This is a genomic window from Rhodococcus globerulus NBRC 14531 (assembly GCF_001894805.1).
Classification (GTDB): domain Bacteria; phylum Actinomycetota; class Actinomycetes; order Mycobacteriales; family Mycobacteriaceae; genus Rhodococcus_F; species Rhodococcus_F globerula.
In genome coordinates this window covers 1,655,860-1,669,717 of the sequence record NZ_BCWX01000001.1, presented here as the reverse complement: position 1 = coordinate 1,669,717, position 13,858 = coordinate 1,655,860, and the positions used below count along the sequence as shown (strand labels likewise).

Sequence of the window (13,858 nt, the reverse complement as noted above, 5' to 3'; positions counted from 1 at the left end):
CACGTTCTTGCAATGCGACGTGCACGAGTCACATGAGCCAGTCAGCGCCCCATCCACTGCGGGCGACGCTTTTCCGCAAATGCAGCTGGCCCCTCCTGTGCGTCGTCACTGTTGTAGCAGTGCTCGGATACGTGGCGTGCGGCCTTGAGTGCGGCCGAACGACCCATCTCCGTCGACAGCATCACAGTTTCTCTCGCCGCTTTGACGGAAAGAGGTGCACCGGAGAGTATTTCGGTTGCCAGGTCCAGAGCCGTCGCCATCAGATCCGCAGGCTCGGCAAGTCGGTTGACGAGACCGATCTCGTAAGCGCGCGCAGAAGATATCGGCTTACCCGTGAGCAGGATTTCCATCATGATGCGCTGCGGAATCATATGAATCAGCGGCGACGCCCACGGCGAGCTTCTCCCGACCTTGACCTCCGTGACCGCAAACTTCGCGGTGGTGCTGGCGACACACAGGTCACAGGCCTGAGCAATCATCCAACCACCCGCGTAGGCAACGCCGTTGACCGCGGCAATGGTGGGTTTTGACAGTTCGACCGTGTCGTAGGGAAGTGCAAACATATCGCGCGGCGGTACCGCCATTGCGGTATTGACCATCTCTTTGAGATCGCCACCTGCGCAAAATGTTTCGTCGCCGGAACCGGTGAGTATCGCTACCCGCAACGCTGGGTCGTATTCGAATCGGTTCCAGGCGTCGCGTAATCCCTCGCGCATGGCCTGGTCGAGGCAGTTGCGAGTCTCCGGTCGGTTCAGCGTGATGACAGCAATGCCATCCTCGCGCGCGTCGAACAACACGGCGTCATTCGAAAACACAGCATCACTCATCAGAATCCCCTCTGCCTGATTGCATGCGCTTCGCGCATCAACTCTTCGCGAAAATCCGGATGGGCAATATTGATCAAACGTCGCGCTCGCTCCGCGAGGTTCTGTCCTCGCAGCTCGGCTGCACCGAATTCGGTGACCACAACATCGATGTCACTACGCGCCGTCGTGACAGGCCCGGACAGGTGCGCGGTTATCCTGCTGACGGTTCCCCCCTTGGCCGTGGCGGGGAGAGCCATGATCGCGTGACCACCCGGTGAACGCGAACCGGCCCGGACGAAGTCCACCTGACCACCCGTGCCACCGAGATACGCCGAACCGCTTTGCTCCGCATTGACTTGCCCTGTGAGATCAACTTCGAGTGCGGAATTGACTGTCACCAGTTTGTCGAGCTGAGCCAGAACTGCCGCGTCATGTGTGTACGACGTCGCACACATGCGAATTGCCTGGTTACGGTGCGCGAACGCGTACAGTTCCTTGCTGCCGATGAGTGCGCCTGTGACGGACACTCCCCTATCGATTCGTTTGCGTGCGTTGGTCACCGTGCCTGCTTCCACCAGATCAACGAGGCCGTCGCCCACCATTCCCGAATGAACACCCAGATCTTTCCGGTCTCGAATCAGCCGAAGCAACGCATCCGGCACGGCTCCGATCCCCACCTGGATGACCGAACCGTCCTCGATATACGCAGCGGCATGTTCGGCAATTGCATGATCGGTCGGTCCAATTGTTGCCGGCGCCAGTGTAACCGGAGGTCTGGATACTTCGATGGCGTAATCGATCTTCGCTGCCGGTAACAGTTCCCCGCAGGTGAACGGGACTTGATCGTTCACTTCCGCCACGACAACGCGCGCTGTCGCCACAGCCGCCTGAACGTAGTCACTGATCAATCCGAAGCTGTGATTGCCGTTCTCATCCGCAGCGCTTACTTGTACGAAGGCAACGTCGCACCCGATCAACCCGGCCTCGATCATCGGCGCAACTTGACTGACGTGGCACGGAATCACACTGAGCTTGTGCACTTTGGTCAATGATCGCAGCGTTCCGATCGCCCCCATACTGGAGAGCGAAAAGCTCTCACTTGCTTCGGCATTGAAGACTCCTGAGAAACTCGTTGCGACAAATGCCGATAGTCCGCCAATGTCTGCCCCTTGATCGATCAGAGCTTCGATCAACGTTGTCGGTTCGCCGCACGCCTGACCGATGACAATACGGTCTCCCCGATTCAGGAACCGATTCAACTCCACGCTCGACCGACCTCATTCAGGACTTCCTCGGTGTGCTCACCGAGTCGAGGGGCCGGCCGGGCAATACGACCGGGCGTGCGCGAGAACCATGTCGGCGGACCAGGGAAACGCACTGAGCCGTAGGGAGTATCGACGTCTTCGAAAAAGTTCACGGCATCGAGGTGCTCGTTGTTCAACAACTCGTCCAGTGTCCTCACCGGAGCGGCCGGAATATCGTGAGATCGGAGCAGATCCAGCCATTCCTGCGACGTGCGTTCGAGGAAGGTTTCACCCAGCAGCGCGTACACCGTGTCGATCTGACGGGCTCGTTGTTCGAGAGTCGCGAAATGTGCACCCGCCCAAGGTGGATCGACTGCGTCGACGAAAGCCGCCCATTGCTTGTCGTTGTACACCATGGCCGAGATCTCGCCGTCTTTGGTCCGGTACGGTTTCCGATTCGGTGCCACAGCACGGGGATACACCGCCGGACCCAGCGCCGGGGTGAACAGTGCCCCATTTGCATGTTCGACCAGCATGAAAGCTGCCATCGTCTCGAACATGGCAACCTCCACCTCTTGGCCTTCTCCAGTACGTTCGCGGTGAAAGAGGGCCATCGTGGTGGCGTACACGGCAGTGAGTCCGGCAACCTTGTCCGCGATAATGGTTCCGACATAACCACTCTCGCCGGTCAACTGTTCCTGCACGTGCGGTAAGCCGCATTCGGCCTGAATTGTGTCGTCGTAGGCCGTCAAATCGGCATCCGGCCCACGACGCCCGTATCCGTAGCAGTTGGTGTAGACGATCGACGGATTGACGGCGGCCACGTCGTCGTAGCCAAAACCAAGTTTTGTGATTGCGGAGCCTCGCATGGAATGGATGAATACATCCGCATCGGCGATCAAGTCACGCAGTACACCTGCACCCTCATCGGTTCGCAGATCCAGTACCGCACTGCGCTTTCCACGATTCACGTTGACAAACACACCGCCCAATCCCGGTTCCGGACCCACCGAAATGTAGCGGGTGTTGTCGCCGGCGGGGCTTTCGATCTTGAGAACATCAGCCCCCATGTCGGCCATGATCTGCGTGCAGTAGGGACCCATCACCATCGCCGTGAGATCGACGATCCGAACCCCGGCCAACGGACCCGAGTGCTTCATCAGAATGAACCTCCACTTTCCTTCAGAACGATTCGACGCTATCAGGTGAATCTTTACAAGGATAGTGGTATTAGTGAGTGGTGAAGAAATCCAACGGGACCGCCGTCCTCGGCACGATAGCGACGGTGCTCGATGCGGCACTGGCGGCAAACCCGCAGGCCCCGGCCGTGGAAGCCGTATCTGGGATCTGGTCATATGCCGAACTCGACACACAGGCAAGGCGCTGCGCCGGAGCGCTGTGGTCACTGGGCGTGCGACCAGGCGATCGTGTCGCGGCATGCCTGCCCAACGATCTCGGCATCGTCGCGGCATTTCACGGCGCTCAGCGGATCGGTGCGATCTGGGTGGGAATCGGCGAAGCGCTGTCATCCAGTGAGCAGCAAGAATTACAAACTCTGTGCAAGCCGAGTGTTGTCCTGGCCGGACCGAACTGTCGGCTGGACCCTCTCGACTGCGTCAGCGAGGCTCAGTGGGCAGAATTGTGCGGGCGCGACGAGACCGCCCCTTCGGTCGAGTTGGATATCGACGCTCCCGCCGGAATCGCTTTCACCAGTGGCACTTCGGGTCAGCCCAAAGCTGTGGTGCACAGTCAACGAAACCTACTCCTCCCCGGCGCCGTCCTGTGCGCGACCAGAGGATGGGGGCCAGAACTACGCAAGGGCGACAGCTTCCCGCTGACCATCCTCAATCTCATGGTCTTGTCGACGCTACTTACGGCCCAGGCCGGCGGGTGCTCAGTCGTGATGAACCGGCGCGACGTCGACGGGGTTGCCGAATGGATCGCCTCGCGGCGTGTCACAGTGTGGAACGGCGCCCCCGCGCAACTGTACGACCTCGCGCGACGTCCCGACGTCAACCTCAGTTCACTCCAGGAGATCTGGTGCGGCGGCGGCGATACACCGGACGGGTTACGCCAAGCGTTCACCGACGCGCACGGCCTCGTCCCCCGCGTCACGTACGGCCTGACCGAAGCACCGACCGTCGTATCGATCGATCCTCCCGGGCGCGAATGGCACCCCCGGACCAGCGGGCAGGTACTGCCACAGTACGAGGTTGCAGCCTACAGTGAGGACGGAAGCCCGCTGCCTGCAGGAAAATTGGGCGAACTGCGCGTCAGAGCAGCGAGGTCAGGTCCGTGGGCGGGCTCGTGGACGCCGATGCTCGGCCATTGGGAGCACGGCGGTGTCACTTCGACTGAACCCGGCCCACTCGCGACTGGGGATATCGGAACTGTCGACGCCGACGGTTGGCTCACAGTCCTGGACCGCAAGAAATTGGTCATAATTCGCGGTGGTGCAAACGTCTACCCGCTCGAAGTGGAACGAGTCATCGCGACGCACCCCGATGTCGCGAAGGTCGCCGTGTACCCGATACCCGACGACCGACTCGGTCAGCGGGTTGCCGCGATTGTCGAAAGTGTCGGACCTCCGGTGGAGTTCCGCATCCTTGCCGACCTCTGCCGGAACGAGCTCTCGCCATACAAGGTTCCGGAGTTCTGGTCACAGGTCGACGCACTGCCGGTCAACGCCATGGGAAAAATCCAGCGGGCCGGACTCGCAGAACTCACCACTTCCGCAGTCAGGGCACCGCAGCGAGGTCTCCGGTGACAACACACCGCGATACCGCCGCACGGATGTTCGGCTTGGACGACCGGGTGGCCATCGTGACGGGCGCTTCATCAGGCCTCGGCGCTGCCATAGCCGAGGCACTTGCCTCACTCGGCGCCCGAGTTGCCGTCGTCGCGCGCCGCCGCGACAAACTAGCCGAACTCGCCGAGCGGATCAACGGCACCGCCATCGAGTGCGATCTCTCCGAGGCCGGCCAGGTCGGGTCTGTTGTACCCGCCGTGGTCGAAAGCCTTGGGCCGCCAGAAATTCTGATCAACGCAGCGGGCAGCATGTTCACCTACGAACGAGCCGAATCCGAGCCACTCGATGCCGTCCGCAAGACCTTGGATCTGAATTTGATCGCTCCGTTCTTGTTGGCGCAGGCCACTTTCCCCCACATGCAGTCCATCGGCCGCGGCACTGTCGTCAACATCTCGTCCATCAGCGGCAGGGTGGGAATACCGGGCATCCCGCAGGCGTCATACGCCGCAAGTAAGGCCGGATTATCAGGACTCACCGCAGAACTCGCGATCCAGTGGGCGCGGCACTCGATCCGGGTGAACACAGTTGCTCCCGGATTCTTCCGGAGTGAAATCACTGATCAGCTGTACACCGATGACCGATCGGCGGAGTATCTGCGACGAAACACTCCACTTCCGCACGAAGGGACGCCGCACGACGTTGTCGGCTCTGTTCTCTGGCTCGCAAGTGACGCAGGAAGTTACGTCACAGGCCAGACCATAGTTGTCGATGGTGGTTGGACGGCACGCTGAGTGTTCGACACGGGTGCCGATCTCAGTTCGAGTTCGCTTTAATTTCGACATTGAAAATGCTATTCTCAGAATAGAGAGTTTCATACTCTGATTGCGATTTCTAACCGCAGGGCGAGAGGGCGAACATGTTGTTGGAGCTGACCCCGGACCAGGAATTCTTCCGGGACACCACAGCCCGGTTCCTGAACACACAGGTGCCCAGCTCAGCTGTGCGTCTTCTGCGCGACAACCCCATGGGCTTCGACTCCGAATACTGGCGGCGCGGCGCAGAACTCGGCTGGACCAGCCTCCTGGTGGACGAAAAGCACGGTGGGGGCACAATCAGCGATCGCGGACTCGTCGACCTCACACTTGTCGCGTACGAGTTCGGCCGCACCGCCGCGCCCGGCCCACTCACCCCGACCAACGTCGTTGCCGCACTTCTCAACAACTACTCCAGCGAGACCACAGACCAAGTTCTTGCAGAACTACTCGCCGGAACTTCCACCTCAGCATGGTGTTTCACCCAGCCACAAGCGAACAGTCTCGTGAGCACTCCACCACTGGAGATTCGCGTCGATGGCAACGACGTAATTGTGTCCGGCACAAAACGCCCCGTCGAAGCTGCCCAGACCGCCGATGTCCTTCTCGTCACCGGCCAGAACGGCGACTCCGTCGCGCAAGTCCTGGTGCCCACCGACACTCCCGGTGTGCACGTAAAGCCGTTGCGATCAATCGATCTGACACGGCGCTACGCCGCGGTGACGTTCGACAACGTACGTCTCCCCCTGAGCGCCATGATCGGAGACACACGCGATGCGGCTCGTGACGTCGAGCGTTGTCGGCAACTCGCCATCGTGCTGGGCTGCGCCGAATCCGTCGGAGCGATGCAAGCGGCATTCGACCTCACCGTTGCGTGGGCATTCGACCGATACTCGTTCGGACGCCCCCTTGCGTCGTACCAAGAACTCAAACACCGCTTCGCAGACATGAAGACCTGGCTCGAAGCCAGCCACGGTCTCGCCGACGCGGCAGCAGCCGCAGTTGCTGCGGAAAGCCCGGACGCCGCTGAACTCACCAGCGCCGCACACGCATACATCGGCGATCGCGGCGGCGAGCTACTCCAGGATTGTGTGCAGATCCACGGCGGGATCGGCGTCACATTCGAGCACGATCTACACCTGTTCATGCGGCGGGCTGCAGCTAATCGCTCGAGCTACGGCACTCCCGCAGAGCACCGCCAATTGATCGCCGCCATCGCCGTACGTCAGGAGAGCATCCGTTGAGCACCCAGGCACCCCAGACCGTCATCGACATGGAATCGGTCGAGCAGTTTCGCACTCGGGCACGCACCTGGATCCGAAACAACCTCGGCCCCAGCGACCCGAAGGCAAACATCGGTGTCATGCGCGCCGAAGGACCCGACGAGGACGAACTCACCGACGTCGCGGAGCAACGCGCACTTCAGCGACGACTGTTCGATGCGGGCCTTGCCGGGATCTGCTTCCCTCAGGAGTACGGCGGGCAAGGCCTCACTCATGCTCACCAGCGGGCATTGAACGAGGAACTCGCCGGTTACAAGTACGCCGAACGTCTACAGTCTCCGACCTTTGTGCCCTGCGCCGCAGTGCTTCTCGAATTCGGCACCGAGGAGCAGAAGCAACGCCACATCCCCGCCATCTTGAAGGGCGAAGAGATCTGGATGCAAATGCTCTCCGAGCCCAGCGGCGGCTCCGACGTCGCCGGCGCGGTCACCACCGCTGTTCGAGACGGCGAAGACTGGGTACTGAACGGATCGAAGATCTGGACTACCGGCGCCTGGTGGTCCGATTGGGCGCTCTGTCTTGCCAGAACCAACTGGGACGTGCCCAAGCATCGGGGGCTGAGCGTGTTCATGGTGCCGCTCGATCGCACCGGCATGGAAGTCAACCGCATCGAGTTGCTCAGTGGGTCGCGGGAATTCTGTCAAGAGTTCATGACCGACGTCAGGGTTCCGGACAGCGACCGCATCGGCGAAATCAACGACGGTTGGACCGTCGGCACACGCTGGATGTTCCACGAACGAATGCTGTCGAACTCGCCGTACGCGACCATGGCAGCCGGAAGCACGCAACGAGGAACGAAGATGCCGGAACTGCTTGCAGTCGCGCGCGATGCGGGTCGCTTGAACGACCCCGTCAGCCGTGACCTCATCGGTGAGGCCCGCATGCTGGAACTGGCCAACAACGCACTACAGCATCGGGTTGTCCAGGGCATCACCACCGGCGCAATGTCCGATCAGGCCGCGAGTATCGCCCGATTGATGGCAGGTCTGATGTCTACCCGTCTGGTGACGATCATCTACGAATTCACCGGGCCTGCCGGGGCAGCGTGGGACGACGACGACGGTACGGTCGGCGACTGCGCCACGGACTATCTCGGCCAACAGGTGTGGTGCATCGCCGGCGGGACCACCGAAATGGCCCGCAACGCCATCAGCGAGCGAGTCCTCGGTATGCCGCGTGAACGCACACACGAGCAGAACATCGCCTTCCGGGACATTCCGAAAAGCCGATCAACTTCCGGCAGTCACTAGTTTCCGGCGGTCAGGACATCAGCTTCTCGCGGTCAGGGACACGGTGCAGTTACGGTCGAACTTCTTTGCCAGATACAGCGCTTCGTCGGCGCAATCGATCATGCTGTTCACGTCCGCGTCACCGGACGGCGAACACGCCACACCGATACTGACAGTCGGGCCGAGTTCTCCGAGCGTTGTCCTCGATTGCTCCTGCTGTGCCACCCGAATTATTTCGGCTATTTGCGTTGCCTCGTCCAGATCCGTGTCGATCAACAGAACGACAAACTCCTCACCGCCCAGGCGCGCAAACAGCGCTGTGTCGTCGAGATGGCGCCGCACTTGATCCGCAAACGCAACAAGGACCGTGTCCCCGGTCCGATGGCCCAAGGTGTCGTTGACCTTCTTGAAGTGGTCCAGGTCCATCATCAGGACGCTGACTGGCAGGCCGGACTGAAGAGATCCGACGGCGCCGATGCTTTTTCGCATGAATTCGTCCCGGCGCAGCGCTCCAGTCAGGTCGTCGAGCATCACAGCTTCAGTCAGAGCAGCGAGAGCGCGTCGACGTTCATAGATCACGCAGGCAACCGCGAGGGGCGCAGTTGCCAACAGAGCCAATCCGATCCTTACGGAAACGCTGACCGCGGATAAACCTTCGACAGCTGTTCCCAAGTGCCCGTCGGCTGTCAAGACCAACGTACATACGGTCGATATGGCGGTCATCAGTGACGTGACAAAGACATTGGTCAGCAGTGCGGCGGTGACAAGAGCAGGCATGGCAAACGCAATTGCACCGGCGCCGCCGATGACCCATTGGAGCAGAATGCACAACGCCAACAATGCGGCCGGAATCACGGACAGCCGAAGGATCCTGGGCACGGCCTCAGGGTCTCGGTCCTCAGGTCGAAGCGACGGAAAAGTCAGTACCAGCGGAGCAATCGTCATGTAGTTGACGAGGTTGCCCGAGAACCAGAGAATCCAGCCGTCCGGCCATGTGCCGCCGAAAAGTGCCACATTCGCAGCTCCTCCGACACATCCTGTCAGCGCCGCCGCGACCATGGTCGCGGATACGAAGTAACCCACCGAGCGGATACTCGAAAGCCTTCGATCTTCCGCGCAGACCCATCGAAATGCGTAGAACCCACCGACAACGCCGATGATGTTGCTTGCACCGAGCCACAAAGCTGATTCGACGGAACCGCCAGTGACCAGATCCGCGGAAATATAGGCCGTCGCCGCACAGAACCACGTCGAAACGGTTGCCGAACGGGGTGATCGAACAAGCAGACCGAGCAGCAGTGCGTTTGCCGGCCAGAACACGGCGAGGGTACCGGGAAGCCGGCTGAAAGTCCCGATCAAGCACGCGACAAAAACGCAAAGACCGACAAGCAGGCTGTGGCGTAGCGCCGCAGCTGACGTCGAGTTTTCCACCGCATCCACCGCCCTACCTACCTAATCTTTGGATCAATTGTGAGAGGCGATCGGACATACAGCGGAAAACGTGCGCTGGAAACCGACGAATTGCGCTAATTATCCCTTTTAGAGCTGTCAAATCAAGGACATCCGTCAGTACATTCCGATCTGCGTAAATGTCAAGTATTGCCATCATTGATAGGATTGACGTACTGTGCGAAAAGACCTGTACGACAGCTACTGCGCAGTACAGTCCCGGCAGTTCGGCCCCGCTAACGGTGGACACCGCGATCTGCAGTGCATCACCCACGGATTTCAGGACGCGAACGCGCTCCGAACCGGTTGAGGAAGGAATTCATTTCTGATGTTTTCGGCAATAGTCATCGAGAAGAACGACACGGGACAAAGCGTCGCCTGCACCAGTCTCGACGAAGCTGATCTACCCGACGGAAATGTCAGCATCGACGTGGACTATTCAACTCTCAATTACAAAGACGCTCTGGCCATTACCGGTTCGTCTCCAGTAGTGCGCAAGTTCCCGATGGTCCCCGGAATCGACCTCGCCGGAACAGTCACCGAGAGTTCACACGCAGACTGGGCAGCCGGCGATCGCGTCGTACTCAACGGTTGGGGCGTCGGCGAATCCCACTGGGGCGGACTCGCCCAGCGCGCGCGCCTGAACGGCGACTGGTTGATACCACTTCCCGCGGCATTCACCGCCCATGCCGCCATGGCTATCGGCACTGCGGGCTATGCCGCCAGCCTGTGCGTCGACGCTCTCGTCGACTTCGGTGTATCGCCCGACCAGGGCGAGATACTCGTGACCGGAGCATCCGGCGGAGTGGGCAGTGTCGCGATCGCCCTACTGGCAAAGGCAGGCTTCACCGTCGCTGCGTCGACCGGCAAGGTCGACGAAGCGGAATACCTCCAAAGCCTTGGCGCAACAACGGTAATCGACCGCGCCGAACTCTCCGGTGCCGGCAAGCCGATGCAGAAGGAACGCTGGGCGGGCGTCGTCGATTCGGTGGGCAGTCACACCCTCGCGAACGCGTGCGCGCAAACCCGGTACGGCGGTGCTGTCGCAGCCTGTGGCCTCGCTCAGGGGATGGATTTCCCTGGCTCGGTTGCGCCGTTCATTCTCCGCGGCGTGTCACTGCTCGGTGTCGACAGCGTGATGGCACCCAAGTCTCGTCGCCTGGCCACCTGGGATCGCCTGGCTCGTGATCTGGATGCCGAGGCACTGGAGTCAATCGCCCACGACATCGCACTGGGCGAATCGATCACTGCTGCAAGAAAACTCATGGACGGCACGGTGCGTGGACGCATCGTCGTCGACGTCAATCGATAGCCGGGAGCCAGAGACGATGAATACGAAGTTAACCGAACCGGAAACCGTCGAACTCGATCTGTCCGATGTAGACCACCGTGTAGGCCAACCTGTCGGCGGCGGGCAGCTGTGGGATCCGTGCAGCACCACCGACGTGCGGCGTTGGGTCATGGCGATGGACAACCCCAACCCGATCCACTGGGATGAGGAATTTGCCCGTGCCAGTAAGTTCGGCGGTCTGATCGCACCGCAGTCCATCGCAGTAGGTCTGGACTACGGGCACGGAGCTCAGCCGGCGTGCGTCGGACACATTCCGAACAGCCACTTGATCTTCGGCGGCGAGGAATGGTGGTTCTACGGAACGCCGGTGCGTCCCGGCGACACGTTGTTCCAAGAACGACGCTTCCACGATTACAAGGTTGCCGATACGAAGTTCGCCGGTCCCACGATGTTCTCGCGCGGCGACACGCTCCACACCAACCAGCACGGCTCCAAGGTTGCACTCGAACGGTCGACAGCCATCCGTTACCTGGCCGACCAGGCAACAAAGCGCGGCATGTACAACAACAATGTCGGGGCCGTCAAACGGTGGACCAACGCAGAACTCATCGAGGTCGAGAACCTGCGCCACGAATGGCTCATGTCCAACCGCATGGGTGTTTCACCGCGCTTCGACGAGGTCGAGATCGGCGACACACTGCAGCGACGCGTCATCGGCCCGCACAGTATCGCAAGCTTCACCACGGAGTACCGCGCATTCCTTTTCAACATCTGGGGCACCTTCCACTGGGTTGCACCCGACGGCGTCGAAGATCCCTGGGTCTACCAGGATCCGGGCTGGGTGGAGGGCTTCGGTTACGACGAGGAAGGAGCCAAGATCGACCCGCGCAAGCGCGACGGCCTGTACGTCGGTCCGTCTCGCGGCCACATCGACAGCGACAAGGCCAGCGAAGTCGGGATGGCCAGGGCCTACGGTTACGGCGCGACGATGGGCGCCTGGTGCACCGACTTCCTCGCCAACTGGGCAGGTCACAACGGCATGGTCCGCCATACCAAGGCCGACTTCCGCACACCTGCATTCGAGGGCGACGTGACGTACTTCGACGCCGAGGTCGTTGGCAAGGAAGCTCAATCAGCCTGGGGCGTACCGCTTGTCCAGATCAAGCTGCGTCTGACCAATCAGGACGGCGACGTTCTGGTGTCCTGCACGGCCGAGGTCGAACTGCCGTTCTCCTGACTCTCCCTCGACATGAAAGAGGCAAGCCTTGACCACCGATGTGAATGCGGCACCAGCTGTTTCAATCGCGCACGGTGTACCACTGCTCGACGAACCAGGCCTCGGCGCACTGACTCTTCCCGGATTCCTCCGGGAAGTGACGCAGATGTACGGCGATCGCGAAGCTCTGGTCATGCGCTCCGACGACGGTGTCGTCCGCTGGTCCTACGCACAATTGTGGGAGCGCGCAATCGAAGTCGCCCAAGCTCTGCGGGGTATCGGTCTGGACAAGGACGGCCGGGTGGGCGTCTTGATGACCAACCGTCCGGAGTGGATCGCGTCGGTGTTCGGCACCGCCCTCGCCGGCGGTGTAGCGGTCACACTCAGCACGTTCTCAACAGCGGCGGAACTGGACTACCTGCTGGAGAATTCTGCAGTCTCGGTTCTGCTGTTCGAGCGCACCGTACTCGGTAAAGACCTTGCGGAGGTGCTGACCACGCTCGAACCACAGTTCGGCACTGCAGCTCCCGGCACAGTGCAGTCGCCGCGATTCCCTTTTCTTCGTCATCTGGCCATGGTCGGCGACGGAGAAGCAATCGGGGCGATCGACACGTGGGACACATTCCGCTCGCGAGGCGTCGACCAATCGAGGGGGTTGATCGAATCCATCGCGGCGGCTGTGCGCCCGAGTGATGCTGCTGTGCTGTTCTTCTCGTCAGGGACGACAAGCAAACCCAAAGGCATTCTCAGCGCACATCGTGGTGTCAGCATTCAGATGTGGCGATTTCGGCGCATGTATCGTTTCAACCCCGAGGACAACATCCGATGCTGGTCGGCCAACGGATTTTTCTGGTCAGGCAACTTTGCGATGGCGCTGGGCACGACCTTCGCGAGCGGTGGCTCATTGGTACTGCAATCGACGTTCGACGCAGCAGAGGCAATCGGGCTCATCGAGTCGGAACAAGTCAACTTTCCGTTTGCGTGGCCGCACCAATGGGCACAGTTCGAATCCGCACCCAACTGGACCGGCGCGGATTTGAGTAGCTTGTCGTACGTCGATTTCAACACACCGGTAGCCCGTCACCCCAGCGTCACGGCCACATGGTTCGAACCCGGCCATGCGTACGGAAACACCGAAACCTTCACCATTTCAACTTGTTTCCCGGCCAATACGCCGGACGACGTAACGGGGGGCAGCAGCGGTGAGCCGCTTCCCGGAACAACCGTCAAGGTTGTCGACGCGCTCACCGGCGATGTTCTCCCGATCGGCGAACGCGGCGAAATTTGTGTCAAGGGTCCGACACTGATGCTCGGGTATATCGGCACACCACTCAGCGAGACCGTCGACGCCGAAGGTTTCTTCCACACCGGCGACGGCGGATATCTCGACGATGTCGGCCGGCTGTTCTGGGAGGGCCGCCTCACCGACATCATCAAGACCGGTGGCGCAAACGTCTCACCGCTCGAAGTCGACGAGGCTCTGGTCAGCCATCCCGGAGTGAAGGTCACCCGCACTGTTGGTGTTCCGCACGAGACGCTTGGCGAGGTCGTCGTGTCCTGCATCGTTGCGCACGAGGGCACCGATCTGCATCAAGAAGAAATTCGCACTTTCCTGCGAGAACGCCTCGCCAGCTACAAGGTTCCGCGTCATGTGCTGTTTTTCGACGAGGACCAAATCGCTCTCACCGGCAGTGCAAAAATCAAATCCAGTGAAATTCGAGAGCGCGCTGCACAACTGTTGAAGGCGTGAAGGTGTACCGGCTGATCGATAGCTACCGG

At 60.7% G+C, this 13,858-nt stretch carries 11 protein-coding genes; 7 read left to right on the top strand and 4 right to left on the bottom strand.

Going from position 1 to position 13,858, the window contains the following annotated elements:
• Positions 1–41 precede the first annotated feature (41 nt).
• From RG2_RS07515 to RG2_RS07505, 3 genes are read right to left on the bottom strand one after another with little or no spacing between them, the layout of a single operon-like run.
• Positions 42–827: an enoyl-CoA hydratase/isomerase family protein gene (locus RG2_RS07515; protein ID WP_033230954.1), complete on the bottom strand. Its 786-nt coding sequence runs from the start codon at positions 825–827 to the stop codon at positions 42–44.
• On the bottom strand, positions 827–2,071 hold the full coding sequence (locus RG2_RS07510) for an acetyl-CoA hydrolase/transferase family protein (RefSeq protein ID WP_033230955.1): 1,245 nt from the start codon (positions 2,069–2,071) through the stop codon (positions 827–829). Before RG2_RS07510 ends, RG2_RS07515 begins: the two co-directional genes overlap by 1 nt.
• Positions 2,062–3,210, bottom strand: a complete 1,149-nt coding sequence (locus tag RG2_RS07505; RefSeq protein WP_033230956.1) for a CaiB/BaiF CoA transferase family protein — start codon at positions 3,208–3,210, stop codon at positions 2,062–2,064. The genes RG2_RS07510 and RG2_RS07505 overlap by 10 nt, the downstream gene beginning before the upstream one ends.
• A gap of 77 nt (positions 3,211–3,287) precedes the next feature.
• Between RG2_RS07505 and RG2_RS07500 the strand changes: the two genes are divergently transcribed.
• The 4 genes from RG2_RS07500 to RG2_RS07485 all read left to right on the top strand — a co-directional run bounded on the left by RG2_RS07500 (position 3,288) and on the right by RG2_RS07485 (position 8,144).
• A complete protein-coding gene (locus RG2_RS07500) occupies positions 3,288–4,817 on the top strand; it encodes a class I adenylate-forming enzyme family protein (protein WP_230589950.1) in 1,530 nt (509 codons plus the stop codon).
• Complete coding sequence (locus tag RG2_RS07495; protein WP_033230957.1) at positions 4,814–5,590, top strand: SDR family NAD(P)-dependent oxidoreductase; 777 nt, start codon at positions 4,814–4,816, stop codon at positions 5,588–5,590. The genes RG2_RS07500 and RG2_RS07495 overlap by 4 nt, the downstream gene beginning before the upstream one ends.
• A gap of 125 nt (positions 5,591–5,715) precedes the next feature.
• Positions 5,716–6,855: an acyl-CoA dehydrogenase family protein gene (locus RG2_RS07490; protein ID WP_033230958.1), complete on the top strand. Its 1,140-nt coding sequence runs from the start codon at positions 5,716–5,718 to the stop codon at positions 6,853–6,855.
• Complete coding sequence (locus RG2_RS07485) at positions 6,852–8,144, top strand: acyl-CoA dehydrogenase family protein (protein WP_033230959.1); 1,293 nt, start codon at positions 6,852–6,854, stop codon at positions 8,142–8,144. Before RG2_RS07490 ends, RG2_RS07485 begins: the two co-directional genes overlap by 4 nt.
• A gap of 18 nt (positions 8,145–8,162) precedes the next feature.
• On the opposite strand, the gene RG2_RS07480 is transcribed toward RG2_RS07485, so the two are convergent.
• Positions 8,163–9,563, bottom strand: coding sequence for a sensor domain-containing diguanylate cyclase (locus RG2_RS07480; RefSeq protein ID WP_033230960.1), 1,401 nt, complete (start codon positions 9,561–9,563; stop codon positions 8,163–8,165).
• Between the two features lie 337 nt (positions 9,564–9,900).
• On the opposite strand from RG2_RS07480, the gene acuI reads away from it, so the two are divergent.
• The 3 genes from acuI to RG2_RS07465 are packed head-to-tail and all read left to right on the top strand — an operon-like array spanning position 9,901 to position 13,829.
• Entirely contained in the window at positions 9,901–10,884 is a 984-nt protein-coding gene (gene acuI, locus RG2_RS07475) for an acrylyl-CoA reductase (NADPH) (RefSeq protein WP_033230961.1), read from the top strand.
• Between the two features lie 16 nt (positions 10,885–10,900).
• Entirely contained in the window at positions 10,901–12,100 is a 1,200-nt protein-coding gene (locus RG2_RS07470; RefSeq protein ID WP_033230962.1) for an FAS1-like dehydratase domain-containing protein, read from the top strand.
• 28 nt (positions 12,101–12,128) lie between these two features.
• Positions 12,129–13,829 carry a class I adenylate-forming enzyme family protein gene (locus RG2_RS07465; RefSeq protein WP_230589951.1) on the top strand — a complete coding sequence of 567 codons (1,701 nt, stop codon included), beginning with the start codon at positions 12,129–12,131 and terminating at the stop codon, positions 13,827–13,829.
• Positions 13,830–13,858: the final 29 nt, after the last annotated feature.